This window comes from Xanthomonas cannabis, assembly GCF_040616535.1.
GTDB lineage: Bacteria > Pseudomonadota > Gammaproteobacteria > Xanthomonadales > Xanthomonadaceae > Xanthomonas > Xanthomonas cannabis.
The window spans coordinates 1,883,804-1,908,378 of sequence record NZ_CP136580.1; the positions used below are offsets into that span (position 1 = coordinate 1,883,804).

The following is a 24,575-nucleotide window of genomic DNA, read 5'->3' on the forward strand; positions in this document are numbered from 1 at the left end:
TCCAGAAAACGCGGTCTTGGTGGCCCCTGCCGGGACCCGGAATGAATCAGCTTTCAGGCACCGTAGTATCGGTGAACGGCCGATGTCCGGCTATTGCACCGATGCGGAAACTGGCGCCACCGATCAATTCGACAGGTGGCGCCGATGGCTGACTTCAACGTGTTTTTTCCGACCCTGCTCAAGCACGAAGGCGGCTTCGTCAACGATCCCGCCGATCCGGGTGGGGCCACCAACAAGGGCATCACGCTGCTGACCTTCAAGGCCTGCGCCCAGAACCTGCTGGGCGTGGAGCCAAGCCTGGCGAACCTGCGTGCCCTGACGGATGCCCAGGCCGGGGTCATTTACAAGGCGCAGTACTGGGACCGGCTGCGCGCCGACCAGATCGCACTGCAGCCGCTGGCCAACATCCTGTTCGATTTCTATGTCAACGCCGGCGGCAACGCGATCAAGCTGCTGCAGACCGTGCTCAATGCGCAGACCGGCGGCGCGCTGGTGGCGGACGGGCGGATGGGACCGGCGACTTTCGCCGCACTGGCATCCAGCAACCAGCAGGACCTCTATGCACGCTACAAGGCCGGCCGCAGGGACTACTACCAGCGACTGGTCGCCGCGCGACCTGCGCTTGGCAGGTTCCTCAAGGGATGGCTGGCTCGCGTGGATAGCTTTCCCGACGCGGTCTGAGCCAGTACCGGCCCAGCGACATCTCCGACCAACGAGCCCAACATGGCGCAAATCTCCCTCAATGATCTGATCGAAGCGCTGGCCGGGGCGGTCATCGACGCCCAGGACCGGATCGAACAGCACCAGATGGCCAATCTGGGCGCGTTCTTCGACGAGGACAATCGTCCCAGAAGCGTTCTGATCCGCTTGCCGTCGCAGCATCCGGAAGCGGGCGAGAACGACGAAGACCTGTATCGCGCACCGCTGTTGCCGCTGGTGTCGTCCAACGTCCTGCGTATCAAGGATGTCGAGATCAGCTTCGATGCGCAACTCGGCGAGCTCAGCGAACTGGACGAAGCAGCGTTACCGGCGTCGCTGGCGGTTCCAGCCGCCGTCGATGACTGGCATCCCAAGCCGCCGGCGCTGCCCGGCCAGATCGGCATCGACCTTGGCTCCAACGCAAAAAGTGCGCGGCACAGTGCAGTACATGTCGTGTTGCGCGTGGAAGGCAGCGAGCCGACCGAAGGCGTGGCACGTCTCATCAATCGCCTTGCGCAGTCGCAAGGCGTGTTCAAGACGGTCAAGGGAGATTGATTCCCGCCGTCGTCGATTCTTCTAAACAATCACTCTTCAGGAGAGCACCATGAGCGATATTGTCAATATGTCCGACCAATTCAAGGGCCTGCCGATGGCGGACCTGATCGGCGCCCCGTTACGTGCAGCCTGCGATGCGCAGGTCATGCTGGCCCGCGCCACCGCCGACTTCATCAAGGTCATCGGTTTCCTGCCGCCGACCGACCCGGCTACCGATCCCAACGGAAACGGCGGCACGCGGACCGCGCAGTTCAAGTTCAAACGCCCGGTCGAAGACCCCAGCGGTGTCGGGATGGCCGAGGAGGAAGTCGAGATCGTTGTGCCGCTGCTGACCTTGGTCAATGTTCCCAATTTGAGCATTCAGACCGTGGACGTGACCTTCGACATGGAAGTCAAATCCTCGTTCTCGGAAAAGGAAGCCGAAGACAAGAGCCTCAAGGTGGATCTGGAGGCAAGCGTCGGCTGGGGCGTGTTCAAGGCCAAGGTCAACGTGCAGGGATCGGTGTCCAGCCACAAGGAAAACACGCGCTCTTCGGATAACTCGGCCAAGTATCACGTCGCATTGCACGCCGAAGATCGCGGTACCCCTGAAGGGCTGTCGCGCGTGCTCGACATCCTGCAGACCGCCGCAGCGCCACGCAAAGTCTCAGCGCCTGTGCAGGTACCGTAAGCGGCGCTGCTGAGTCCTACACCTGTCTATCACCCGAGTCGTTGCCGATGATCGATTTGTCAGAAGTGAGCTACATCAAGCGCATCGTCGTCGGCAGCGACAACCCGGCAAAGATGCAGACCGCTGAGCAGGTCGAGGCCGCGCAGCAACTGCTCAATCGCTGCCTCAGCGAAGCGCCCAAGGGAGCGATTCTCGGGATCGAGAAGAGCTTCAATATCCTGCAGCTGGGCGAGCACCAGGTGGTGCTGCAATGGTTGTGCTACCACGTTGGGTTCAAGCGCAAGCCGATCTGGCTGACGGAGTCGTAGATGGCACACGCGAGCTATTCCTTGGACGCCTTCGTGGAGTTGCTCGACCAGGCCGTCCGGCGAGCGCAACTGCGCTGCCACCAGCGCCACGCCGCACTGGTGGACGCTGCGGTGGCCGCCTGCGGTATGCAGGTTCGCTGCGTGGATGATGAAAGAGCGGCGCAGGGCGAAATGGAAACCATGCTGTCCATTCCAGTCTGCCAGTTGCGCGCGCTGCGGCTATCGCAAATCAGTGAGTTTTCGTTGACGCTGGAAGTGCAGATAGAGGCGGTCACGCACAGCGACGGTGCTCCCGGACTGGCGCTGCGTCTTGCGCGGCCACGCAGCCGTACGTCAGGCCACACGCTGAAAATCGGCTATCAGGGCAGCGAGTGTCCGCGTGGCGTGCTCTGGTTCGATGGCGTCGCGCTCAAGGAATGGACGCTTCATCCGTTCGTGGACGTGCCACCGTCCGACTGCGGAGCGGTGCCGTGAGATTGCTGCTGTCAGACGCCGATGCCCGCGCGCTCGCCGAGCGGCTGGGAACCGATATGGCCACCTTGCATGCAGATCTCTGTCGGCAGTCCCGGCGCAAGCCGCGATCCATCTTCATCATCTGCCTGGTTGTTGTTCTGGTCATCGCTACGCTCGGTCTGCTGATTGGCAGCGTGATCGATCTTTCCACTGTTTCCAATTTCTTATCGGAGCTTTTTCATGTCTGGTCAACATCGTCATCAACATCACATTTTGCGCATCACCTCGGCACTGGCCTTGTGTCTGTCGCTGACTACAGCACAGGCAGCTCCCGCTGAGGGGATTCCGGCCGGTGACTGGCGCGGCATCCTGTCCACCGGCGGCAGCGCAGGCCCGGTCTACGTCCGTCTGAGTGCGCGCGCGGCTGGAGCCGAGGGTACCCAGGTAGCGGATCTTCGATTCGGGCCTCCCTACAATTGCGCGCTCGAGTTACGAGCGCAGCCGGACGGTTACGCGTTGCAGTCGCGCAATGGCGGCAAGTTTTGCGAGGCGCTGACCGGCGGTCTTGCCCAACTCCAGGTGGCCGATGGGGGCGCGCCTGGGATGCAGCTCACGTTGTCTGGCAGCGCCTCGCCGTTCGTCGTCGCCCTGGATCAAGGCAATGCCGGATTGGCCGAAGCCGGGCGCTGGCGCGCGGCGGGCCTGATGTCTGCACAGCTGGAAATCGTGGCGACCACCGTTCGTCCGGGAGATGTGCTCGGTCGCCTGCGTTACGGTGCCCCGCGCGATTGCCAAGTGGAATTGCGCTATGCCGGACGTGCGGCAGGCGTGTTGAATGCCTGGGTCATGGCCAACGATAGGGGCTATTGCCGTCAGCTCAGTGATGCCCAGGCCAGTCTGCAGGTTCGTGCTGATGGCAGTGCCGAGCTTGCACTGCTGTTGAAAGGTCAGCGGGATACGACGCTGTTCCAGCGGATGCCTTGAGGTGTGGTAACTGCGTATCTGCCAGCAAGGACGTCATCTATGTGGAAGCGAGCCAGCAGGCGCGCCGGCCTACGGCGACGCGCAGTGGCCCAGCCCATCCCGCCGGCAGAATTCGGCGGGCCGGCATTTTGCAGCGTACTCGAACAACTGGAGCTTGAATGCCGGGCGATGGTGTCCTATGCACTGAAGCAAGGGATGGCAATGTCTCCCGATCTGCCCGGCCGGCTGGCAGAGCTGCGCGTGATGCCTGGCGCCTCCTTGCACGGCGAATCCGGCGCGCGCGAATTGGCCGGTCTGCACCGGCAGCTGGTGCGTGCGATCCACCCGGCAACGCCGCAGGCGGTTGTGCTGATCGAGCGCGAGCGCCTACGCGGTGGCTGGCTGCGCTGGCTCGGGCCGATTCCATTGATCCGCACCTTGACCTTGACCTCGGTCGGTTGTCTGGCTTCAGTGGTCGGACTGGCGATGTCCAGCCTTGTGAACGCGCACAACATCACGCTGGGCTTCCTCGATTCCTCGGGGAGTACGCTGGGCTGGAATGTAATGTTCATCCTGGCCTGCGCCGGACTCGGTGCAGCGTTTTCTGCCTTGTTCCAAGCCCATCGTTACGTTGCCGACGCAACATACGATCCGCGCTTCGATTCCTCCTATGCGGCGCGCATGATCCTTGGTCTCATCGCCGGCCTGATCCTGGTGGAGTTGCTGCCGGAGAATCTCTTCGCTGAAAGCAGCCTGGGCGCGTTCGGAAAGCCCGCACTGGCGATGATGGGCGGCTTCTCGGCAAGCGCGGTGTACCGCCTGCTGCAACGCATGGTCGAGGTCATGGAAACGGTCGTGCGCGGCGATTCCGGCCAACAAGCCGCTGCCGCCATCCAGTCGCAGCGTGCGTCGGCCGAATCCGAAAGCATCCGCGCGCGTGGCGAACTTGCTGCAGGTCTACTGGACCTGCAGCGTGAGATGCAGGCGGACCCGCGTCTGGATCAGGTGCGCCAGCAACTGACCGGCCTTGCCAGGCAGATGATGTCCGACGATTCGTAATCGTTCGCTCGTGAGATGCGGTAAGGCGGGCGGGCTTTTTATGCCGGCCGTAAGCAGAAACGCGTTTGGCAGAGTCTGCAGAGCAGCAGTTGGCAGCACGCTTTCGCGTCGTGCGGCATGGCTCGCTTCGGCTTCGGCGCAAATTGCCTAACACGCTTCAGGCAGGTGCACCCGTCATGGTGTCTCAGCGACGTCGGCATCGTTATCGATATCAGCATCCGATGCTCGCCAAATCAGTTCAAGACCGATGGCCCGGCGGTGAGCGTGTGACAAGCTCGCTCAAGTGCTCCTGCCGAGCATCTGCCGATTCGCTGCAGCGCGCCGCTTGAAAGCCGCTGCACATCGCGGTCCCCATTCGTGCACCAGAGGGTATGATGAAGACACGTATCGTCGTTGCTGCCGATCGCACCATCCTCGTGGAAGGGATGGTCGCTTTGCTGCAAAAGGTTCCGGGATTCGAAGTGGTAGGGCATGCGGAAGACGGGCTGGCATGTCTTCAGATCGCCGCAAGAGAACTGCCTGATATCGTCCTGGTGGATGTCTTGCTCCCCGGGCTCAATGGTATCGATCTGACGCGGCGCTTGATGCAGCGCAGCCCCAGTAGCCGGGCAATCTGTATCGCTCCGTCCGATGCCTGTATGCAGGCCAGCGCAGTCTTCGAAGCTGGCGCCAAAGCATATCTGGCGCGAACCAGCCGTTTCGCCGAATTGCTGCGTGCGATTCAATGCGTCACCCAGGATCAGACCTATATCAGTCCGCAGATGTCGCGTTCACTGATCGCAGGGCTGCGTCGACCCGCCAAGGCCGATTCTGCCTACACCCGACTGACCTCACGCGAGCGCGAGATCGTGCAGCTCTATTCGGAGGGCCTGTCCACCAGGCAGATCGCTACCCGCTTGCACCTGAGCGTGAAAACGGTGGGAACGCATCGCGAAAACTGCATGTTGAAGCTCAATATCCAAAGCATCGCTCAGCTGACCCGTTATGCGATCGCGCAGGGCCTTTCTTCGCTCGAAGCAGCAATCGACGGGAGTGGTGGGCCGCCCGATGCATGCGTAGCGCAACACATGCGCCGTGCCGGCTGAGGCATCCCAGCAACGCACAGCGGCACACCGGCCGTATGGACGCTGGTACAAGCACGCAGGTGCTAGGCGATGGCTTATGCACATCAGCATCCCGGTGACCGATGCACCACCACCGCAGCGTGTACAGCGCTAGCGCATGCTGATCAGGTTGTGAGCGTGGAGCGGGGGCGATGTCTGGCGCAGTGAGGTAGTGGTGCGACGACCCGCAGGTAGCTCGATTCCGGTGTCGCCCGAGGTACGGCCGACGCGTCCCAACCGTCTGGTGATCAGCCTTCGAGAGTGCGACCGCTGCCGTCTCAGCGCGTCGTATTGGCGTCCATGGCCGCCTGCATCAATGCTGCGACCGCTTGCGAGGCTTGGTTGGGTTGCTGCGCAAGGAATTCGCTGACACTGCGATGATTGGCAGCAGGGTGGTTCTGGCTGAGCTTGAAGGTGAGCTCGATACGGCTGGGCACGAAACGGAAGCCCACCAGACCGCGCAATTGCCGGCGATGGCTGTCGCGCGCCATTTCGAACTGCCAGTCGCTGCCGATGCGGTGTTCGAAGTGCGCGCTCATGCGCCCGATCAGGTCGCCCAGCGCCTGCTCGTCGTCCACCCGGCTGCAATGCCCATGCAGATGCGCCACCGCGTAGTTCCAGGTCGGTACGCGCGCGGCGGTTTCCTTGTCTGGATACCAGGTGGGCGACACATAGGCGTGCTGGCCGTGCACCACGATCACCGCCTCGCCAGGTGCGCGCGCCTGCGGGTTGGGGCGTGCCCAATGACCTTCGATGGTGATGTCCTCGCCATCGCGCCGGTACAGCACCGGCAGGTGCGAGATGGCCGGTTGCCTGTCTTCGTCCTGGCTGATCAGGGTGACGAACGCGTCGCGCGCCAGCAGCCAGTCCAGCAGTGCCAGATCGGTCTGTGCAAATGCGCGCGGGGCGTACATCTCAGGCGCGGCCGCCCATGCTGATGACCATGCGTTCGCGCAGGTCGGCATCGTCGTCGCCTTGCGGTGGCGAGATCTCGTGCAGCGAGAAACCGCGGATCAGCGCGTCTTCTTCGTCCAGCCCGTCCAGCGCGACGAACTCGGCATCGAACAGCGCCGCGCGTGCACTGTCTTCGCTGTCGTAGGCCAGTGTCTTGCCATCGCTGTCCAGCACCTCGGCGGTGCCGGCATCCTTGATGCGCAGGCGTGCCCAGATCAGGGTGCGACCAATGGTAGCCAGCCACCATTGGTCGTGGCCGGTGGAGGTGTCGCGGTCGTCGAGCTCGATAGTCATGGCATTACCTTGGAAAGCAGCCCGAGCAGGGCTGCCATGCCCAGGCCGAAAAAGATGGTCAGCAGCGACAGCCATGCGGGCGTCGCCAGGCCGGATAGGGCACCGTCGCGGTGGCTGCGGTAGCGGCGCGCCAGCAACCAGCGCAACGCCACGGGGCTGATGAAAGCCGGGTCGCCGAAGCTGGCCAATGCCTCGGGATGGCGGTCGCGCATATGCACCAGGGTCAGTGGCCAAAAAATCAGCAGTGCCGTCAAACCCGCGACGGCGACACCCACGAAACACAGTGCGAAGAACAGCGTCATGTGGCCACCAGCAGGAGTGCGAGTTTGGGAAGCGCTGCGCCGACCACCAGCGCAGCAATGGTCCACCACAACGGCCGCACGGCATGGCCGACAGCCTTGCGCGCCGTATCGGCCTGCCACCACGCGCCCGGGTTCGGGTGAGTAGACGCCAGCTGCGCCAGCCGCAGGCCGCGCGCCCCGGCAATGCCGGCACTCAGCAATGCCACCAGAAAGGCCAGCAATTGCAGCGTGGGGGCGACCAGCAGACTCACCTCAGAACTCCGCGCTGCCTGGCGCGCGCGGATAGGGGATGGCGTCGCGGATGTTGCTCAGCCCGCACACGTACACCACCAGCCGTTCGAAGCCCAGGCCGAAACCGGCATGCGGCACCGAGCCATAGCGACGGAAATCGCGGTACCAGCTGTAGTGCTCCTTATCCAGCCCGAACTGCGCCATGCGCGCATCCAGCACGTCCAGGCGCTCCTCGCGCTGGCTGCCGCCGATGATCTCGCCGATGCCCGGCGCCAGCACGTCCATCGCCGAGACGGTCTTGCCGTCGTCGTTCAAGCGCATGTAGAACGCCTTGATGTGCTCGGGATAATTGGTCACCACCACCGGACGGCCGATGTGTTCTTCGGTGAGCCAGCGCTCGTGCTCGGTCTGCAGGTCCAGGCCCCATTCCACCGGGAAGTCGAACTTCTTGCCGGAGTTCTGCAGCAGCTTCACCGCATCGGTGTAGTCGATCTGCTCGAACGGCGCATTGATGAAGGCCTCCAGCTTGCTGATCGCGTTCTTGTCCACGCGCTCGGCCAGGAACGCCAGATCGTCGCCACGCTCGTCCAGCACCGCGCGGAACAGGTACTTGAGGAACTGCTCGGCCAGACGTGCATCCTCGGCCAGATCGGCGAAGGCGATTTCCGGCTCGATCATCCAGAACTCGGCCAGATGACGCGTGGTGTGGCTGTTCTCCGCGCGGAAGGTCGGGCCGAAGGTGTACACCTTGCTCAGCGCCAGGCAGTACGCCTCCACGTTGAGCTGGCCGGACACGGTGAGAAAGGTTTCCTTGCCGAAGAAGTCGCGGCTGAAATCCACATTGCCGGCGGCATCGCGCGGCAGGTTGACCATGTCCAGCGTGGAAACGCGGAACATCTGCCCGGCGCCTTCGGCGTCGGAGGTGGTGATGATCGGGGTGCTGATCCAGTTGAAGCCGTTCTGATGGAAGAACCGGTGCACCGCCTGCGCCAGACAGTTGCGGATGCGGGTGACCGCGCCGAACAGGTTGGTGCGCGGGCGAAGGTGCGCCACTTCACGCAGGAACTCCGGCGTCATCGGCTTGGGCTGGATGGGGTAGGTGAGCGGGTCCTCGACCCAGCCGACGATCTCCACGCCGCTGGCCTGGATCTCGAACGACTGCCCCTTGCCCTGCGACTTCACCAGCACGCCCTTGGCAATCAGCGAGCAGCCACTGGTCAGGCGCTTGATCTCGTCGAAATTGGGCAGGGTGTCGTTGGCCACCACCTGGATCGGAGCGAAGCACGAACCATCGGTCACGTTGATGAAGGCCAGTCCGGCAGATCCGCGCAAGGTGCGCACCCACCCCCGTACCGTGACTTCGCCGCCTTCGGGGAGCTTGCCCGCAAGCGCATGTTCAACGCTGACCACCGTCATGACTTTTCCTCGCCGTAGCGACCTTGAATGGCCTGCGAGTTTACTGGCTGCGGACGCGCCGGCGCGAGCACCTGAACACGTTACGTCATGCTGCGCTTGTCGCAGGCGCGCGCTGCCCCCATGTGTTGCGGACGCCATCGCCCAGCGTGCCGCCGGGGTGTGGCGGTCTCGCTATACTTGTCACCACTGTTTTGGAGTGTCCCATGGCCATCAGCCTCACCCCCGCCGCGCTGGAGCGCGTGCAGCGTTTCGTGCAGCAGACCCCGGGTGCGCTGGGCCTGCGCTTTGGCGTGACCAAGACCGGCTGTTCCGGCTGGGGCCACATCACTGACCTGGCGCGCGAAAAGCGCGATGACGACGCGGTATTCGAGCAGGGCGGGGTGCATATCTTCGTTGACCCGGTCAGCCTGCCGCTGGTCGATGGCACCTGTATCGACTTCGGCAAGCACGGGCTGAGCGAGACCTTCACCTTTAGCAACCCCAATGCCACCGCCGAGTGCGGTTGTGGGGAGAGCTTTACCACCGCAGACGAGCACCGCTGACTGATCTCCCTTCTCCCGTCGGGAGAAGGTGCCCCGAAGGGGCGGATGAGGGTACGTGCGAAGCCTCATGCAGTTGAACGGCGCGAGTGGCTTCGCCCCGTACCCTCACCCCACCCCTCTCCCGCGGGGAGAGGGGCTTTAGCGCCTGCAAGGACGCCACGTCCGAAGCTAGCTGCCGGCGAGGTCCGGTTGCAGCTAAGCATCTGAACTGCCATACTTTCCTGCTTCCTGCCCGGTTCCAGGTGGGATCCCTTGCTCCACCGGCCGCTTGCGCGGACTTCCCGGGGAGCTGTCCGGCCCACGTGGCCACATCCGAAAGGTAAAACAACATGAGTCGTCATTACGAAGTCGTGTTCCTGGTCCATCCGGACCAGAGCGAGCAGGTCCCGGCCATGATCGAGCGCTACAAGTCGCTGATCGAGGGTGGTAACGGCACCATCCACCGTCTGGAAGACTGGGGCCGTCGTCAGCTGGCCTACCCGATCCAGAACCTGGTGAAGGCGCACTACGTGCTGCTCAACATCGAAGTCGACCAGGCCGTGCTGAGCGAGCTGGTGGAAAGCTTCCGCTTCAACGATGCGGTGCTGCGTCACCTGGTCGTCAAGCGCGATGGCCCGGACACCGAGCAGTCGCTGATCATGAAGAGCAAGGACGAGAAGGGCGACAAGCCCGAGCGTAGCGAGCGTCGTCGTCGTGACGATGAAGAGGGCGAAGCCCCCGCTGCCACCGATACCGACGGCGACAACGCCGAAGCCGCTTAAGGAGCGCTGTCATGTCCAAGTTCTTCCGTCGTCGCAAGTTCTGCAAGTTCACCGCCGAGGGCGTCAAAGAGATCGACTACAAGGATCTCAACACCCTGCGCCAGTACCTCACCGAGAACGGCAAGATCGTGCCGAGCCGCGTGACCGGTACCAAGTCCAAGTACCAGCGTCAGCTGGCCACGGCCGTCAAGCGCTCGCGTTTCCTGGCGCTGATCCCGTACACGGACAACCACGACGTCTAAGCAGTTCCGCGCAGGAGTCCGCAGTCATGCGGCTCCTTGCGCAAGACCCACACGTGTTTTGTGTGAGTCCCTAACCCGCACATCCATGTGCGGGTTATCAAAAATTAGAGGCCGGTCATTCGAGATGCGGTGTTGATCGTTTTCTTGCGATTCCCAAATCCCGATTCCCGAATCCCGTCTTTTCGGACAGCACCCGTTGCGCCCGCCCACCGGCCGGCGCTAACGAATAACGGAGCACCACCATGGATCTGATTCTTCTGCAGAAAGTGACCAACCTGGGCAACCTGGGCGACAAGGTCAGCGTCAAGCCGGGCTACGGCCGTAATTTCCTCGTGCCGCAGGGCAAGGCCGTTCCGGCTACCGCTGCGAACGTCGAGGCGTTTGAAACCAAGCGCGCCGAGTACGAAGCCAAGGCCAACACCATCCTGGCCGACGCACAGAGCCGCGCCACCAAGTTCGAAGGCGCCAGCGTCACCATCGGCGCGCATGCGTCGACCGAAGGCAAGCTGTACGGCTCGGTTGGCCCGCGTGACATCGCCGAGGCGTTCACCGCCGCCGGCCTGCCGCTGGAAAAGAGCGAAGTGATCCTGGGCGAAGGCGCATTCCGCAATGTCGGCGAATACGACGTTGTGCTGCACCTGCACGCCGATGTGGAAACCTCGGTCAAGGTCATCGTCGAATCCGACGCCTGATCCAGGCCGTCAGTGTCACCCGAAGGGCGCCTTGTTAGGCGCCCTTTGTTTTTGGGGCGCCGCCGCCAGCGCAGGCATGCCCGTTATACTCATGCCCCATTGCCGGTTCCACGGCCCGCAGATCTTATGGATCAAGGGCTTGGGCGCTGGCTTCACAGGAAAAGTACCTACCGGCTTCGTCCGCGCGGTGCCCGGAATCTCCAGTCCCCATGCGCCTGTCCACGATCAAACTGTCTGGTTTCAAGTCGTTCGTCGACCCGACCACGTTGCACCTGCCCACCAACATGACCGGCATCGTCGGCCCCAACGGTTGCGGCAAGTCCAACATCATCGATGCGGTGCGCTGGGTGATGGGCGAAAGCTCGGCCAGCCGCCTGCGCGGCGACTCGCTGACCGACGTGATCTTCTCCGGCTCCTCGGCGCGCAAGCCGGTGTCGCAGGCGACGGTGGAGCTGATCTTCGACAATTCCGATCACACCATCACCGGTGAGTTCGCCTCGTTCAACGAGATTTCGGTCAAGCGCCTGGTCAGCCGCGACGGCAACAGCGCCTATTACCTCAACGGCACCAAATGCCGGCGCCGCGACATCACCGACCTGTTCCTGGGGACCGGTCTGGGCCCGCGCAGCTACTCGATCATCGAGCAGGGCATGATCAGCCAGATCATCGAGGCGCGCCCGGAAGACCTGCGCGTGTATCTGGAAGAGGCCGCCGGCATTTCCAAGTACAAGGAGCGCCGCAAGGAAACCGAAACGCGCATCCGCCACACGCGCGAAAATCTCGACCGGTTGGGCGACCTGCGCGAGGAAATCACCAAGCAGCTGGCGCATCTGCAGCGCCAGGCGCGTCAGGCCGAGCAATACCAGGCCCTGCAGGAAGAGCGCCGGATCAAGGATGCCGAGTGGAAGGCGCTGGAATACCGCGGCCTGGACGGGCAGTTGCAGGGCCTGCGCGAAAAATTGAATCAGGAAGAAACCCGCCTGCAGCAACTGATCGCCGATCAGCGCGATGCCGAAGCGCGCATCGAAACCGGGCGCGTACGCCGCGAGGAGGCCGCCGAGGCGGTGGCCAAGGCGCAGGCCGACGTGTACCAGGTGGGCAGCGCGCTGGCGCGCATCGAACAGCAGATCCAGCATCAGCGCGAGCTCTCGCACCGCCTGCACAAGGCGCGCGACGAGGCGCAGAGCCAGCTGCAGGAATTGACCCAGCACATCAGTGGCGATTCGGCCAAATTGGCCGTGCTGCGCGAGGCGGTGGCCAATGCCGAGCCGCAGCTGGAACAACTGCGCGAAGACCACGAATTCCGTCAGGAAGCGCTGCGTGAAGCCGAGGCGCGGCTAGCCGACTGGCAGCAGCGTTGGGAAGCCCATAACCGCGACACCGGCGAAGCCTCGCGTGCCGGCGAAGTGGAGCGTACGCGCGTCGATTACCTGGACCGCCAATCGCTGGAAGCCGACCGCCGCCGCGAAGCGCTGGTCAACGAGCGTGCCGGGCTGGATCTGGATGCGCTGGCCGAAGCGTTCGAGCAGATCGAACTGCGCCACGAAACGCAAAAGGCGTCGCTGGATGGGCTGACCGAGCAGGTGGAAGCGCGCAAGCACGCACTCGGCGGCCTGCAGGAACAGCAGCGGGCAAGCCAGGGCGAGCTGGCGGAAGTACGCAAGCAGGCGCAGGCCGCGCGCGGCCGGCTGTCCTCGCTGGAAACCCTGCAACAGGCCGCGCTCGGCCAGGAGCAGGGCGCGGCGGTGGCGTGGCTGAAGTCGCGTGGGCTGGACTCGGCGGCGCGGGTAGGCGAGCGCATCAGCGTGGAAAGCGGTTGGGAAAACACCGTCGAAAGCGCGCTGGGGCAATTGATCGAAGGCGTGCTGGTGGAGGCGCCCGAGCAGCTGGTGGACGCCCTGGGCGAGTTGGGCGAAGGCCGCATCGCGCTGGTGTCCGATGCCACCGACACCGCCACGTTCGCGCCGACCTCCCTGGCCGCCAAGGTGCAGGGGCCGATCGCGATCCGTCGCCTGCTGGCGCGCCTGCACGTCGCCGACGATCTGGCGGCCGCGCGCGCGCTGCAGCGCAGCCTGCCCGAGGGCGACTCGGTCATCACCCGCAATGGCGAGCGGCTGGGCGAGGGCTGGGTGCGCGTGTCGCGCTCCGGCGCCGCCAAGCAGGGCGCCTTGCTGCGCGAGCGCGAAATTCAGGACCTGCGCACCCAGATCGAAACCCTGCAGGAGCGCGAAGCCGAGCTCGAACACCAACTCACCAGCTTCCGCGAGCAATCGCTGGCGGCCGAGCAGCAGCGCGAAGATGCGCAGCGCCAGTTGTACATGGCGCACCGCAGCGTGTCCGAGCTGGCCGGCCAGTTACAGAGCCAGCAGGGCAAGGTCGACGCGGCGCGCACGCGCATCGACCGCATCGAAAGCGAACTGGCGCAATTGCTGGAAACGCTCGATACCAGCCGCGAGCAGGCCCGCGAAGCGCGCGCAAAACTCGAAGATGCGGTCACCTTGATGGGCGATCTGCAGGGCACGCGCGAAGCTTTGGAAAACGAGCGCCGCCAGCTCACCGACGCGCGCGACCAGGCCCGCGACGCTGCGCGCGGCGTGCGCGATGCGATGCATGCCCTGGCGCTGACGCTGGAGTCGCAACGCACCCAGATCACCTCGCTCAGCCAGACGCTGGAGCGCATGGACAGCCAGCGCGGCCAGCTCGACACGCGCCTGGAAGATCTGGTCGCCCAGCTCAGCGACGGCGATTCGCCGGTGGAAACGCTGGAACACGAACATCAGGCCGCATTGAGCGAGCGCGTGCGCACCGAGCGCGCGCTGGGCGAGGCGCGCACCCTGCTCGACAGCATCGACAGCGAACTCCGCAGCTTCGAACAAACCCGTCAGCAGCGCGACGAACAGGCGCTGGCGCAGCGCGAACGTATTTCGCAGCGCAAGCTCGATCAGCAGGCGCTGGTGCTCAGTGCCGAACAGTTGTCGGCTGCCGTGGTCAAGGCCGGCTTCGTGCTCGAAGACGTGGTCAACGGCCTGCCCGAGGCGGCAAATGCGGCCGAATGGGAAGCAGCGGTGGGCCAGATCGATGGGCGCATGCGGCGCCTGGAGCCGGTGAATCTGGCCGCCATCCAGGAATACGGCGAAGCTGCGCAGCGTTCGGAATATCTGGACGCGCAGAACCTGGACCTCAATACCGCGCTGGAAACGCTGGAAGAAGCCATCCGCAAGATCGACCGCGAAACCCGCGGCCGTTTCAAGGACACCTTCGACCGCGTCAACTCGGGCGTGCAGGCGCTGTATCCGCGCCTGTTCGGCGGCGGTCACGCCTATCTGGAACTCACCGGCGAAGACCTGCTCGACACCGGCGTGACCATCATGGCGCGCCCGCCGGGCAAGCGTGTGTCCAGCATTTCGCTGCTCTCCGGCGGCGAAAAGGCGATGACCGCCGTGGCGCTGGTGTTTGCGATCTTCCAGCTCAACCCCGCGCCGTTCTGCCTGCTGGACGAGGTGGACGCGCCGCTGGACGAGGCCAACGTCGGCCGCCTGGCCAACATGGTGCGCGAGATGAGCGAGAAGGTGCAGTTCCTGTTCGTCAGCCACAACAAGGCCACGATGGAAGCGGCGCGTCAGCTCTCCGGCGTGACCATGCGCGAACCGGGTGTCAGCCGCCTGGTCAGCGTGGACCTGGAAGAAGCCGCACGTTTGGCGGGTGCGGCATGACGTGCCATGCTTGTTGGAATGATTCCACCCGTCACTTTTACGCGGAGGCACGCTGAATGTCCGACATGGCCATGATCCGGATCGGGATCCTGATCGCTGGACTGCTGCTGGTCGCGGCCATCTTCCTGTTCGGCCGCCCGAAGAAATCGCCGCAGGGCCGTCGCGTCGACAAGGACGAGGGCCAGCCGCGCGAGCGGCGCGAGCCGGTGATTTCCGGCGATGCAGATGTCGACGGTGCTGCCTTCGAGCGCAGCGAGGGCAGTGCCGAACAGAGCGAGCTGTCGCTGGATGCGCAGGACGCGGCCGGCGGTAACGATGTCGGCAAGCGCCCGAACCAGGATTTCGACAAGATCGTGTCGCTGTTCGTGGCCGCCAAGGCCGGGCAGATCCTGCGTGGCGAGGATGTGGTGGTGGCCGCGGAAAAGACCGGGCTGGTGTTCGGCCACATGAATGTCTTTCACCGTCTGGTGGAAGGGCACCCCGAGCGCGGGCCGATCTTCAGCATGGCCAGCATCCTCAAGCCCGGCAGCTTCGACATGGCCAACATCCGCGAGATGCAGACGCCGGCGATCGCGTTCTTCCTGACCCTGCCGGCGCCGATGACGGCGCTGGATGCCTGGGAAAAGATGCTGCCGACCGTGCAGCGCATGGCCGAGCTGCTGGACGGCGTGGTGCTGGATGACAGCCGCAACGCATTGGGCCGGCAGCGTGTGGCGCATATCCGCGATGAGCTGCGCGCCTACGACCGTCAGCACCAGGCACCGCCGCTGACCAAATCGCCGCGCTGGTGAGTTGAGCGATGTTGAGCCTGCAGGGCGTGTTGGCAGTGGCGCTACTGCTGGTGCTGTGGGCAATCCTGGCGATGCCGCTGCTGTGGGTCTTTAGCAGAATCGCCGCACGGCTGCGCAAGCGCCCGCGCAACTCGCCGGGGGTGATTGGCGGTTTTGCAGCCGCCATCACCTTGCTGGTGGCGCCGGTACCGACGCCCTTCATCAGCGTGTTCCTGCCGCATGCGATCGCGCTGTTCGACCGCCGTTACTACACGCACATCCTGCAAGGCTCGCCGATGCTGCGCGAGCTGCTGCTATGGAACGCCGGCTCGATGGCACTGACCTTCGTCATCAGCTACCTGTGGATCCGGCACACGTTACGCGCACCGCAGAGCGAGGCGTCGGAGCAGTAGTTCTAAGCCCATCTCCCGCCGGGAGAGGGGTTGGGGTGAGGGTACGTGGCGAAGCCACTTGTGGCGTCTCATTTCTGAAGGCGCGTAGCGACGCGCTTGACCTCCGAGGCGGTGACCACTTCGCGATGCGCCCCTCATCCGCCCCTGGCGGGGCACCTTCTCCCCCATAAAGGAGGACAATGTCCCGATGGGAGAAGGGTCCGCGTGGGCTTTATCGAACGCTTTGCGTGTTAGCGCTTGGCTTTGCCGAATGCTTCGCGAAACCGGACCATTTCCGCCTCGGTGCCTACGCTGACACGCACGCGCTTGGGCCAGATCGGCCAGCTGCGGCCGACGATGACGCCCTGCTTCTGCATCGAATCGGCGAACACGCCAGCGTCACGTTTGACGTCCAGCAGGAAGCAGTTGGCTTGCGAGGGCAGGCAGGTGTAGCCCTTGCCCTTGAGCCAGGCGATGGTTTCGTCGCGCACGCGGGCGTTGTCTGCACGGCGGGTCTGCACCAGCAGTGGGTCGCGCAGGCTGGCGATGCCGGCGGCCATCGCCGGTACCGACAACGGGTTGCTGCCGAACGCGGCAAGTTTGGTCTGCAGGCCCGGCGGGGCCAGGGCGGCGCCCAGACGCAGGCCGGCCATGCCGTAGAGCTTGGAGAAGCTGCGCAGCACGATCAGGTCCTGGCGCTGCCGCACCAGATCGGCCACCGAGGGCTCGTTGCTGTAATGGATATACGCCTCGTCGACCACCAGCACCGCGCTGGACGGCTTGTTGGCCAGCAGCCACTCGATGTCGGCGCGCGGGGTGATGGAACCGGTGACATTGCCGGGGTTGCACATATAGATCAGACCGGCGGTCGGGTCCGCCTTGGCCATCGCCTTGACGTCGTGCGCGCCATCGGCACGCAGCGGCACCTTGCGCACGGCCACGCCTCGGGCAGTGGCGCTTTCGATCAGCGGGTCGAAGCTCGGGTCGGCCACCACCAGCCCGGCGCGCGCGGAGGTGAACAGGCTGCCGGCCCGGTTCAGCGCGTCGCGCGAGCCGGGAAACAACGACAGATGATCGTTGGGCAACTGCAGCTCGCCGGTCATCAGGTTGCGCAGGTCCTGCTCCATCTCGAACAGGTAGCGGCCCGAGCGCGCCAGCGAACGCGTGGCAGCGTCAACCGCCGCCGGGGCAGGCCCAAGCGGGTGCTCGTTGAGGTTGAGGTACACGGTGCCGGCCGCGGCGGCCACGCCCGGCGTTGCCGGCGCCGCGGCGCGCTTGCGGGCCGCCTCGGCCGCGGGTGCCAGCCCCAGTGCGGAAACCGCCACGCCGGTGGTGGCGAGGCTGAGAAACGAGCGGCGCGAAACGGGCAACGACACGGGTGAGCTCCAGAGGCGGCGGGCAAAGAGGGCGCCACGCTAGCCGGTTTGGGCGTGTCTGCCTATCGGGAAATACCCGCAGGGCCGGTCGCGCAGGTGCGCGCGCTGCAATCAGGTGGCAGCGACGGTGGTGTTTCCCGCGTTTGCGTACATAGGTCAGGTAACCGCCGGGCCCGCTTCTAACGGGCTCCGGGCTGTGGCTGAAGCACCTGCTTCGCTCCGATGCCGACACCCTGGCAAGGTGCGGGTTACACATGGCCACCGCGGCCGACGCCGCCAATGCCAACGACTTCATCCATCGATTAATTCGCGCGACCGAAGGCGCTGCCGCCAACGCTTGGCATCGGCACGGCCCGTTAGAATGGGCGGCCCAGAGCCAGCCCCGCGATCATGACTGCCAGCCCGGATCCCGCTCAGCGCATCGCTGCCTTGCGTCGCCGCATCGACGATGCCAACTACCGCTATCACGTGCTCGACGAGCCGCAGCTGGCCGACGTCGACTACGACCGTCTGATGCGGGAGCTGGAGGCGCTGGAAGCCGAGCACCCGTCGTTGGCCAGTGCCGATTCGCCAACGCAGCGGGTTGGCTATCTGGCCGCCTCGCGCTTTGCCGAGGTACGGCATGCCTTGCCGATGTTGTCGCTGGGCAATGCCTTCAGCGACGAGGAAGTGCGTGAGTTCGTGCGGCGCATCAGCGAGCGCCTGGAGATCAAGCAACCGGTCTTCTCGGCCGAGCCCAAGCTGGATGGGCTGGCGATCAGCCTGCGCTACGAAAACGGCGAGTTCGTGCAGGGTGCCACGCGCGGCGATGGCGCCACCGGCGAGGATGTCAGCGCCAATCTGCGCACGGTCAAGGCGATTCCGCTGCGCCTGCGCGGCCAGGGCTGGCCGCAGGTGCTGGAAGTGCGCGGTGAGGTCTACATGCCGCGCGCCGCGTTCGAAGCCTACAACGCGCAGATGCGCGCGCAGGGCGGCAAGGTGCTGGCCAATCCGCGCAACGGCGCGGCCGGTTCGTTGCGCCAGCTGGACGCGCGCATCACGGCACAGCGCCCGCTGAGTTTCTTTGCCTACGGCGTCGGCGAGGTGAGCGAAGGCGCATTGCCGCAGACGCATTCGGCCATCCTGGCGCAGCTGCGCGACTGGGGCTTTCCGGTCAGCCAGCTGGTCGAGGTGGTGCAGGGCAGTGAGGGCCTGTTGGCGTACTACCAACGCATCGGCGAAGCGCGCGATGGATTGCCATTCGATATCGATGGCGTGGTCTACAAGCTCGACGATCTTGCCGGGCAACGCGAGATGGGCTTCGTGTCGCGCGCGCCGCGTTGGGCGATTGCGCACAAGTTCCCGGCGCAGGAGCAATCCACCACGGTGGAGGCGATCGAGATCCAGATCGGCCGCACCGGTGCGGCGACGCCGGTCGCACGTCTGAAGCCGGTACACGTGGCCGGCGTCGTGGTCACCAATGCGACCTTGCACAACGCCGACCAGATCGCGCGGCTGGATGTGCGCGTGGGCGACACGGTCATCGTGCGCCGCGCCGGCGATGTGATTCCCGAAGTGGCCGGTGTGGTCGCCGACCAGCGACCGGCCGGCACGCAGGAATGGCGCATGCCCACGCAGTGCCCGGTGTGCGGTTCGGAGATCGTGCGCGAGGAAGGCCAGGCGGTGTGGCGTTGCTCGGGTGAGTTGACCTGCCCGGCGCAGCGCAAGGAAGCGTTCCGGCATTTCGTTTCGCGTCGTGCGATGGACGTCGATGGTCTCGGCGAAAAATTCATCGAGGTGCTGGTCGACAGCGGGCTGGTGCAGGGCGTGGCCGATCTGTATCTGCTCACCGTGGATCAGTTGTTGCAGCTGCGCCTGATCAGCAACGCCGAGAGCCCGCATGCGTTCCTGCGCGAGGCGCGCGAGCATCTGGCCAGCGGTGCGTATGCGCAGCTGGAAACCCGTGTGGTCGGCATCGGCGTGGACCTGGCCGGGGAGCGCGAGGTGCCGCAGACCTGGCAGGCCGATCTGCTGCGCGCAGGCCTGCCGAGCTTTGACTGGAACCGCAGGAAGATCGCCACCAAGTGGGCCGAGAACCTGATCGAGGCGATCGAGACATCGCGCGACACCACGCTGGAGCGCTTCCTGTTTGCGCTGGGCATCGAACATGTGGGCGAGAGCACGGCCAAGGCCTTGTCGGCCTGGTTCGGCGATCTGGAACTGATCCGCCATCTGCCGTGGCCGCTGTTCAAGCGCGTGCCGGATATCGGTGGCGAAGTGGCGCGTTCGCTCGGGCACTTCCTCGACCAGCCCGGTAATCAGCAGGCCATCGACGACCTGCTGCAACGTGGCGTGCGTATCGGCGATGCGCATCCGCCATCGCCCAAGCTGCGCGAGGCGTTGAGTTTTGCCAGCGTGCTGGAAGACATGGACATCCCCAAGGTGACCCCGGTGCGTGCGCAGCAGCTTGCTGCCGCGGTGCCGTCGTTCGCTGCGTTGCGCACGGCAGGCGCCGATGCCTTGCAACAGGCCGGCGTTCCCGCGCCCGTGGTGGCCGCGTTGCTGCAATGGCTGGATCGCCCGGAAAACGCCGCGTTGGCAAGCGCGGCGCAACAGGCGATGGAAACGGTGCTGACGCGGCTGCCGGAGGCCGAGGCCGTGCAGGCCGGTCCACTCGACGGCCAGACGGTGGTGATCACCGGCACCCTGGCCGCGTTGACGCGCGATGCCGCCAAGCAACGCCTCGAAGCATTGGGCGCCAAGGTCGCCGGCAGCGTCTCCAAGAAGACTGCGTTCCTGGTGGCCGGCGAAGAAGCCGGTTCCAAGCTCGACAAGGCGCAATCGCTGGGCGTGGAGATCTGGGACGAAGCACGGCTGCTGGCCTTCCTGGGTGAACACGGGCAGCAGCCGTGACGGCAGCGACACTGGATCTGGCTGCACTGCAACTGCGCGCGCAGCTCAACGCGGCGATTCGTGCGTTTTTTGCCGAGCGCGGCGTGCTGGAAGTGGAAACGCCGGTGCTCTCGCAGGCCGGCAATACCGAGCCGAACATCGAGAGTTTCAGCACCCGCTTCAGCGGGCACGTGGATGCCGGCCCGCCCGTGCGCTGGTTGCGCACCTCGCCGGAATACCCGCTCAAGCGCCTGCTTGCCGCCGGCCTGGGCGATTGCTACGAGCTGGGGCGTGTGTTTCGCAATGGCGAGGCCGGCGGCCGGCACAACCCGGAATTCAGCATGCTCGAGTGGTACCGGGTGGGCTGGGACGACCGCGCGCTGGCGCAGGAAACCGTTGCGCTGGTGCAGCGGGCGCTTGCGTTGGTCGGGCGTGCGGCTGCGGTGCAGGTGCTCAGCTACCGCGAGCTGTTCGTGCAGCGGCTGGGCATCGACCCGCTGCTGGCGCCGGAACAGGCGTTGCGTGCGCCGCTGCACGACATCGCCATCGACCCGCAGGGGCTCACGCGCGATGACTGGCTGGACCTGCTGATGACCCATCGCCTGCAGCCGGGGTTTTCCGGCGACACGCTCACCGTGGTGCACGACTGGCCGGCCAGCCAGTGCGCGCTGGCGCGGATCCGCCACGACAACCCGCCGGTGGCCGAACGGTTCGAGCTGTATCTGGGCGCCTACGAGGTCGCCAACGGCTACCACGAGTTGAACGACCCGCAGGAGCAACGCGCGCGTTTCCTGCGCGACAACGCGCGGCGCGTGTCGCGCGGTTTGCCGCAGCTGCCGCTGGACGAGGAGCTGCTTGCGGTGTTGTCGCAGCTGCCGGACTGCGCGGGAGTGGCGGTGGGCGTGGACCGTTTGTTGATGGCCTTGCGCGGCACCGCGCAGATCGCCGACGTGCTGGCCTTCGAGTTCGCGCGTGCCTGAGGACGGGGGCGGCCGGCGTCGCGCTGGATCGCACCACGCAGATCGCGGACGTGCTGACGTTCGAGTTCGCGCGCCTGAGCCTCGGCGCGGCGGGCATTGCGCTTGACCGCCAAGGCGTTCCCGAACGCAGGTGCTCCGCCGCAGCTTGCTGCGCACCAGGCCGGCGCGGCGCATCACAGACGTGGCGGATCCGTCAACGACACCGCTCCACGCGTACCGCGCGACAGTGCGCGTGCAGCGCGCTGCCATGCCGCTGTCACCTGCGCCGTATTGCTATCTTCACATCGATGATGCTCTCATCTTCACGTCCACGGGGGCGCGACGTAGATCGTTTCGGGGTGAGGATTGTTGGCATGAAGTGGCTGATCAGCTTATGCGGTTTGTGGTGCCTGCCGCTGCTGATGTTCGCCGATGCGCGTGCTTCCGAGCGTGCGGCCGGTGTGGTGCGCTGCGAGTCCAAGGACATGGCGCGCGTGCATTGCGCGATGAACATTGCCAATGGCGTTCAGCTGGTGCGCCAGCTCTCCGAGACCAGCTGTATCCGCGGCAGCGAATGGGACGTCGAAGACGATGGCGTGTGGGTCGAACAGGGCTGCCGCGCCGAATTCGCCGCGTCCCGCGTGCAGACCGCAACGGTGATGCGCCGCGTGGTGCGCTGCGATTCCAATGGCGGCAAGGTGGCGTGCCCGGTGGTGTTGCGTGGCGCGCCGGTGCGGCTGCTGCGGCAACGTTCGATGTGGCCGTGCAAGGAAGGCCGCACCTGGGGCGTTCGCCGTAACGAGATCTGGGTGTCGCGTGGGTGCGATGGCGAGTTCGAAGTGGGTGCCGAAGACGGCTCCGGCTTCGTGACGGTGCCGCGCATGGTCACCTGCGAATCCAAGAAAAGCGCGCGCCGCACCTGCGGGGTGTCGGTGGAGCGTGCGGTACGGCTGGGCCGGCAGATGTCCAGGACGCCTTGCGTGGAAGGCCAGACCTGGGGCTGGAGCCGCGACGGTGTCTGGGTGAACGACGGTTGCCGCGCCGAGTTCATCGTCGACTGAGCGGTTATCAGGACTGCTGCGCGATTGCGTGCTGGTCTAGTGCTGGCGGGAGGATTTAGGTCGTCGTGCGCGGCGGCTGCCCTGCGGTCGGGCTGCAGGGCCCTTGCACGCCCACCGTCGCGGGATACGCTGCAAGTACATCATGGCTCGCTACGGACAGATCAGGCGCAGAGCGGATCATCTGCTACTTTGCTGCAGGGCCCTTGCCCGCCCACCATCGCGGGACACGCTGCAAGTACGTCCATGTAGCTCCTTGGCGGCATCCATGCCGCCAAGGGTCCCGCGACGGTGGGCGGGCAAGGACCAGTCTAGATGGTCGGTGTGCAGAGCTATCAGCAGAGCAACCAGCAACCCATGCGATGCGGTGTCTTCGCTCTTCAGTAAAACCACCAGCCAACTGTCTGGCGTGGTGTCCTCGCCGATTGCGGGACCGTGTGGCGGCATGGATGCCGCCACCGAGCCTCCACGGACGGATTCACGGCGTGTCCCGCGAGCGGTGAGGGCACCGCGCCCTCGACCGGACTTGAAGACAGCCAAGCGCTCGCGACACGCACGATGCAGGCGTCGCTACCTGATTGCTCAATACTGGTAGATCAGGCGAAAAGCGGATCATCTGCGCCTTTGCTGCAGAGCCCTTGCCCGCCCACCATCGCAGGACCCGCTGCAAGTGCGTCCATGTAGCTCCGTGTCGGCATCCATTCCGCCAAGGGTCCCGTGACGGTGGGCAGGCAAGGACCAGTCAAGTTGGTCAGTGCGCAGGGTTTTCAATCAGCAACGGCAAGCTGCGCGACGCGGCATTTTCGTTTTCAGCAAGACCGCCAGCCAACCGTCTGGGATGAGGGTGCCGCGATCTCGACCAACCGGGCGGTTGCGCCTGATGCATTGCTGCGCGGTCTGCGATCTGGGCGACGCCTTCCACTGACTGCACCGCCCCTGCGCCTTACAATGGACGCATGAACGACAGCGCCCATATCGATTACGCCCGCTACGACCACATCCGGCCGCTACTGTGGACCGGCGATGCCCTGGAATTGCTCGACCAACGCAAGCTGCCCTTCGTGGTGGAGCATGTGCGTTGCGACACCAGCGACGCGGTGGCCGACGCGATCCATTCGCTGGCCGTGCGTGGGGCGCCGGCGATCGGCATTGCGGCCGGGTGGGGCGTGGTGCTGGCCGCGCGCGACATCGACGCCGATGACGGCAGCGCCGCGCTGCAGAAGCTCGAACCGGCGCTGCTGCGGCTCAATGCCGCACGCCCGACCGCGGTCAACCTGGCCTGGGCGCTGATGCGCATGCGTCGGGTGTTGGGCGCGGCCGGCGCGGACTGGCGCGAGGTGATCGCGCGCGAGGCGCAGGCAATCGCGGATGAGGATCTGGCGGCCAACCGCCATATGGGTGCGCTCGGCGCCGACCTGATCGCCCCCGGCAGTGGCGTGCTGACCCACTGCAATACCGGCTCGCTGGCCACTGCGGGCTTCGGCACGGCCCTAGGCGTGATTCGCGCCGGCATGGCGCAGCAACGCATCGCCAAGGTGTTTGCCGGCGAAACCCGGCCCTGGCTGCAGGGCGCGCGCCTGACCGTGTGGGAGCTGCAGCAGGACGGCATCGACGCCACCCTCATCGCCGATTCGGCGGCCTCGCATCTGATGAAGTCCGGCCTGGTGCAGTGGGTGATCGTCGGCGCTGATCGCATCTGCGCCAATGGCGATACCGCCAACAAGATCGGCACCTATCAGCTGGCCATTGCCGCGCGCCACCACGGGGTCAAGTTCATGGTGGTGGCGCCGTCGTCGACCGTGGACATGGCCACCGCCAGTGGCGACCAGATCGAGATCGAGCAGCGCGATCCGGGCGAATTGTTCGGTGTGGGCGGGGTGCGTACGGTGGCCGACGGCATCCATGCCTGGAACCCGGTATTCGACGTCACCCCCGGCAGCCTGATCGATGCCATCGTCACCGAGCGCGGGGTAATCGTGCAGCCGGACCTGGCGCGGATGCAGGCAGCCTTCGGCGCCTGAGCCCGGCGCGGCGCACCTGCGCCGCAAACGTCCGGCAAAGTCCTGCAAGTGCTTGTTTCTGGCTGGTAAACCGGAGGCGTCGGGCTGCCCCTTCGTGGTACAATCCGGGGCTTGAATCGATCGGCGGGAGCGTGGGGTCGGCAGCCTGTGGGTAAGGCGCCCCCGACGCGG

At 65.3% G+C, this 24,575-nt stretch carries 26 protein-coding genes; 19 read left to right on the forward strand and 7 right to left on the reverse strand.

Annotation, left to right across the window (positions count from 1 at the left end; translation table 11 throughout):
* Positions 1-144: 144 nt before the first annotated feature.
* The 5 genes from RZV17_RS08115 to RZV17_RS08135 are packed head-to-tail and all read left to right on the forward strand — an operon-like array spanning position 145 to position 2,706.
* Entirely contained in the window at positions 145-681 is a 537-nt protein-coding gene (locus tag RZV17_RS08115; RefSeq protein ID WP_104580052.1) for a glycoside hydrolase family 108 protein, read from the forward strand.
* Positions 682-723: 42 nt separating this feature from the next.
* Positions 724-1,254, forward strand: a complete 531-nt coding sequence (locus RZV17_RS08120; RefSeq protein ID WP_039520615.1) for a DUF2589 domain-containing protein — start codon at positions 724-726, stop codon at positions 1,252-1,254.
* A 49-nt stretch (positions 1,255-1,303) separates the two neighbouring features.
* Positions 1,304-1,924: a DUF2589 domain-containing protein gene (locus RZV17_RS08125; RefSeq protein WP_123137381.1), complete on the forward strand. Its 621-nt coding sequence runs from the start codon at positions 1,304-1,306 to the stop codon at positions 1,922-1,924.
* 47 nt (positions 1,925-1,971) lie between these two features.
* Positions 1,972-2,232: a hypothetical protein gene (locus tag RZV17_RS08130; RefSeq protein WP_047696614.1), complete on the forward strand. Its 261-nt coding sequence runs from the start codon at positions 1,972-1,974 to the stop codon at positions 2,230-2,232.
* A complete protein-coding gene (locus tag RZV17_RS08135) occupies positions 2,233-2,706 on the forward strand; it encodes a hypothetical protein (protein WP_047696612.1) in 474 nt (157 codons plus the stop codon). It begins immediately after the preceding gene.
* A gap of 11 nt (positions 2,707-2,717) precedes the next feature.
* Here RZV17_RS08135 and RZV17_RS08140 read toward each other — a convergent pair whose 3' ends face one another.
* A complete protein-coding gene (locus tag RZV17_RS08140; RefSeq protein ID WP_244875184.1) occupies positions 2,718-2,906 on the reverse strand; it encodes a hypothetical protein in 189 nt (62 codons plus the stop codon).
* Positions 2,907-2,958: 52 nt separating this feature from the next.
* Between RZV17_RS08140 and RZV17_RS08145 the strand changes: the two genes are divergently transcribed.
* From RZV17_RS08145 to RZV17_RS08155, 3 genes are all read left to right on the forward strand, one after another.
* Positions 2,959-3,669 carry a hypothetical protein gene (locus tag RZV17_RS08145; protein WP_184370605.1) on the forward strand — a complete coding sequence of 237 codons (711 nt, stop codon included), beginning with the start codon at positions 2,959-2,961 and terminating at the stop codon, positions 3,667-3,669.
* 168 nt (positions 3,670-3,837) lie between these two features.
* Positions 3,838-4,707 (forward strand): hypothetical protein, encoded by an 870-nt coding sequence (locus tag RZV17_RS08150; protein ID WP_166743408.1) that lies wholly within the window; start codon positions 3,838-3,840, stop codon positions 4,705-4,707.
* 371 nt (positions 4,708-5,078) lie between these two features.
* The gene (locus tag RZV17_RS08155; protein ID WP_052077077.1) at positions 5,079-5,792 is read left to right on the forward strand and encodes a response regulator transcription factor; all 714 of its coding nucleotides are present in this window, start codon (positions 5,079-5,081) and stop codon (positions 5,790-5,792) included.
* Positions 5,793-6,088: 296 nt separating this feature from the next.
* Here the strand turns inward: RZV17_RS08155 and RZV17_RS08160 are convergent, their stop codons facing one another.
* The 5 genes from RZV17_RS08160 to asnS are packed head-to-tail and all read right to left on the reverse strand — an operon-like array spanning position 6,089 to position 9,007.
* Positions 6,089-6,724, reverse strand: a complete 636-nt coding sequence (locus tag RZV17_RS08160; protein WP_355608494.1) for an FMN-binding negative transcriptional regulator — start codon at positions 6,722-6,724, stop codon at positions 6,089-6,091.
* Between the two features lies 1 nt (position 6,725).
* Entirely contained in the window at positions 6,726-7,058 is a 333-nt protein-coding gene (locus RZV17_RS08165) for a hypothetical protein (protein ID WP_039411430.1), read from the reverse strand.
* Positions 7,055-7,360 carry a hypothetical protein gene (locus tag RZV17_RS08170; protein ID WP_047696604.1) on the reverse strand — a complete coding sequence of 102 codons (306 nt, stop codon included), beginning with the start codon at positions 7,358-7,360 and terminating at the stop codon, positions 7,055-7,057. Before RZV17_RS08170 ends, RZV17_RS08165 begins: the two co-directional genes overlap by 4 nt.
* Positions 7,357-7,611: a hypothetical protein gene (locus RZV17_RS08175; protein WP_047696598.1), complete on the reverse strand. Its 255-nt coding sequence runs from the start codon at positions 7,609-7,611 to the stop codon at positions 7,357-7,359. The genes RZV17_RS08170 and RZV17_RS08175 overlap by 4 nt, the downstream gene beginning before the upstream one ends.
* Position 7,612: 1 nt before the next feature.
* On the reverse strand, positions 7,613-9,007 hold the full coding sequence (gene asnS, locus RZV17_RS08180) for an asparagine--tRNA ligase (protein ID WP_355608499.1): 1,395 nt from the start codon (positions 9,005-9,007) through the stop codon (positions 7,613-7,615).
* Between the two features lie 203 nt (positions 9,008-9,210).
* Between asnS and RZV17_RS08185 the strand changes: the two genes are divergently transcribed.
* From RZV17_RS08185 to RZV17_RS08215, 7 genes are all read left to right on the forward strand, one after another.
* Positions 9,211-9,549: an iron-sulfur cluster assembly accessory protein gene (locus RZV17_RS08185; RefSeq protein ID WP_047696593.1), complete on the forward strand. Its 339-nt coding sequence runs from the start codon at positions 9,211-9,213 to the stop codon at positions 9,547-9,549.
* 329 nt (positions 9,550-9,878) lie between these two features.
* Entirely contained in the window at positions 9,879-10,310 is a 432-nt protein-coding gene (gene rpsF / locus RZV17_RS08190) for a 30S ribosomal protein S6 (protein ID WP_039411444.1), read from the forward strand.
* A gap of 11 nt (positions 10,311-10,321) precedes the next feature.
* On the forward strand, positions 10,322-10,552 hold the full coding sequence (rpsR, locus tag RZV17_RS08195; RefSeq protein ID WP_005991243.1) for a 30S ribosomal protein S18: 231 nt from the start codon (positions 10,322-10,324) through the stop codon (positions 10,550-10,552).
* A 242-nt stretch (positions 10,553-10,794) separates the two neighbouring features.
* Positions 10,795-11,244 (forward strand): 50S ribosomal protein L9, encoded by a 450-nt coding sequence (gene rplI / locus RZV17_RS08200; protein ID WP_039411457.1) that lies wholly within the window; start codon positions 10,795-10,797, stop codon positions 11,242-11,244.
* A gap of 209 nt (positions 11,245-11,453) precedes the next feature.
* Positions 11,454-14,957, forward strand: coding sequence for a chromosome segregation protein SMC (gene smc / locus RZV17_RS08205; RefSeq protein ID WP_355608502.1), 3,504 nt, complete (start codon positions 11,454-11,456; stop codon positions 14,955-14,957).
* A 56-nt stretch (positions 14,958-15,013) separates the two neighbouring features.
* A complete protein-coding gene (gene zipA / locus RZV17_RS08210; protein WP_047696589.1) occupies positions 15,014-15,748 on the forward strand; it encodes a cell division protein ZipA in 735 nt (244 codons plus the stop codon).
* A gap of 8 nt (positions 15,749-15,756) precedes the next feature.
* Positions 15,757-16,140 (forward strand): hypothetical protein, encoded by a 384-nt coding sequence (locus RZV17_RS08215; protein WP_123137374.1) that lies wholly within the window; start codon positions 15,757-15,759, stop codon positions 16,138-16,140.
* 230 nt (positions 16,141-16,370) lie between these two features.
* On the opposite strand, the gene RZV17_RS08220 is transcribed toward RZV17_RS08215, so the two are convergent.
* Positions 16,371-17,495: a pyridoxal phosphate-dependent aminotransferase gene (locus tag RZV17_RS08220; RefSeq protein ID WP_123137373.1), complete on the reverse strand. Its 1,125-nt coding sequence runs from the start codon at positions 17,493-17,495 to the stop codon at positions 16,371-16,373.
* A gap of 390 nt (positions 17,496-17,885) precedes the next feature.
* Here RZV17_RS08220 and ligA point away from each other — a divergent pair, with 390 nt between their 5' ends.
* From ligA to mtnA, 4 genes are all read left to right on the forward strand, one after another.
* Entirely contained in the window at positions 17,886-20,387 is a 2,502-nt protein-coding gene (ligA, locus tag RZV17_RS08225) for an NAD-dependent DNA ligase LigA (protein WP_355608507.1), read from the forward strand.
* A complete protein-coding gene (gene epmA / locus RZV17_RS08230) occupies positions 20,384-21,346 on the forward strand; it encodes an EF-P lysine aminoacylase EpmA (RefSeq protein ID WP_123137371.1) in 963 nt (320 codons plus the stop codon). The genes ligA and epmA overlap by 4 nt, the downstream gene beginning before the upstream one ends.
* Before the next feature lie 353 nt (positions 21,347-21,699).
* Positions 21,700-22,386: a DUF3011 domain-containing protein gene (locus RZV17_RS08235; protein WP_123137370.1), complete on the forward strand. Its 687-nt coding sequence runs from the start codon at positions 21,700-21,702 to the stop codon at positions 22,384-22,386.
* 953 nt (positions 22,387-23,339) lie between these two features.
* Complete coding sequence (gene mtnA / locus RZV17_RS08240; protein WP_184442263.1) at positions 23,340-24,404, forward strand: S-methyl-5-thioribose-1-phosphate isomerase; 1,065 nt, start codon at positions 23,340-23,342, stop codon at positions 24,402-24,404.
* The last annotated feature ends 171 nt before the right edge of the window (positions 24,405-24,575 follow it).

Bases quoted from the DNA above. Each gene is read 5' to 3' on its own strand.
- RZV17_RS08115 (WP_104580052.1), top strand. From the start codon at position 145: ATGGCTGACTTCAACGTGTTTTTTCCGACCCTGCTCAAGCACGAAGGC.
- RZV17_RS08120 (WP_039520615.1), top strand. From the start codon at position 724: ATGGCGCAAATCTCCCTCAATGATCTGATCGAAGCGCTGGCCGGGGCG.
- RZV17_RS08125 (WP_123137381.1), top strand. From the start codon at position 1,304: ATGAGCGATATTGTCAATATGTCCGACCAATTCAAGGGCCTGCCGATG.
- RZV17_RS08130 (WP_047696614.1), top strand. From the start codon at position 1,972: ATGATCGATTTGTCAGAAGTGAGCTACATCAAGCGCATCGTCGTCGGC.
- RZV17_RS08135 (WP_047696612.1), top strand. From the start codon at position 2,233: ATGGCACACGCGAGCTATTCCTTGGACGCCTTCGTGGAGTTGCTCGAC.
- RZV17_RS08150 (WP_166743408.1), top strand. From the start codon at position 3,838: ATGGTGTCCTATGCACTGAAGCAAGGGATGGCAATGTCTCCCGATCTG.
- RZV17_RS08155 (WP_052077077.1), top strand. From the start codon at position 5,079: ATGATGAAGACACGTATCGTCGTTGCTGCCGATCGCACCATCCTCGTG.
- RZV17_RS08160 (WP_355608494.1), bottom strand. From the start codon at position 6,724: ATGTACGCCCCGCGCGCATTTGCACAGACCGATCTGGCACTGCTGGAC.
- RZV17_RS08165 (WP_039411430.1), bottom strand. From the start codon at position 7,058: ATGACTATCGAGCTCGACGACCGCGACACCTCCACCGGCCACGACCAA.
- RZV17_RS08170 (WP_047696604.1), bottom strand. From the start codon at position 7,360: ATGACGCTGTTCTTCGCACTGTGTTTCGTGGGTGTCGCCGTCGCGGGT.
- asnS (WP_355608499.1), bottom strand. From the start codon at position 9,007: ATGACGGTGGTCAGCGTTGAACATGCGCTTGCGGGCAAGCTCCCCGAA.
- RZV17_RS08185 (WP_047696593.1), top strand. From the start codon at position 9,211: ATGGCCATCAGCCTCACCCCCGCCGCGCTGGAGCGCGTGCAGCGTTTC.
- rpsF (WP_039411444.1), top strand. From the start codon at position 9,879: ATGAGTCGTCATTACGAAGTCGTGTTCCTGGTCCATCCGGACCAGAGC.
- rpsR (WP_005991243.1), top strand. From the start codon at position 10,322: ATGTCCAAGTTCTTCCGTCGTCGCAAGTTCTGCAAGTTCACCGCCGAG.
- rplI (WP_039411457.1), top strand. From the start codon at position 10,795: ATGGATCTGATTCTTCTGCAGAAAGTGACCAACCTGGGCAACCTGGGC.
- smc (WP_355608502.1), top strand. From the start codon at position 11,454: ATGCGCCTGTCCACGATCAAACTGTCTGGTTTCAAGTCGTTCGTCGAC.
- zipA (WP_047696589.1), top strand. From the start codon at position 15,014: ATGTCCGACATGGCCATGATCCGGATCGGGATCCTGATCGCTGGACTG.
- RZV17_RS08215 (WP_123137374.1), top strand. From the start codon at position 15,757: ATGTTGAGCCTGCAGGGCGTGTTGGCAGTGGCGCTACTGCTGGTGCTG.
- ligA (WP_355608507.1), top strand. From the start codon at position 17,886: ATGACTGCCAGCCCGGATCCCGCTCAGCGCATCGCTGCCTTGCGTCGC.
- RZV17_RS08235 (WP_123137370.1), top strand. From the start codon at position 21,700: ATGAAGTGGCTGATCAGCTTATGCGGTTTGTGGTGCCTGCCGCTGCTG.
- mtnA (WP_184442263.1), top strand. From the start codon at position 23,340: ATGAACGACAGCGCCCATATCGATTACGCCCGCTACGACCACATCCGG.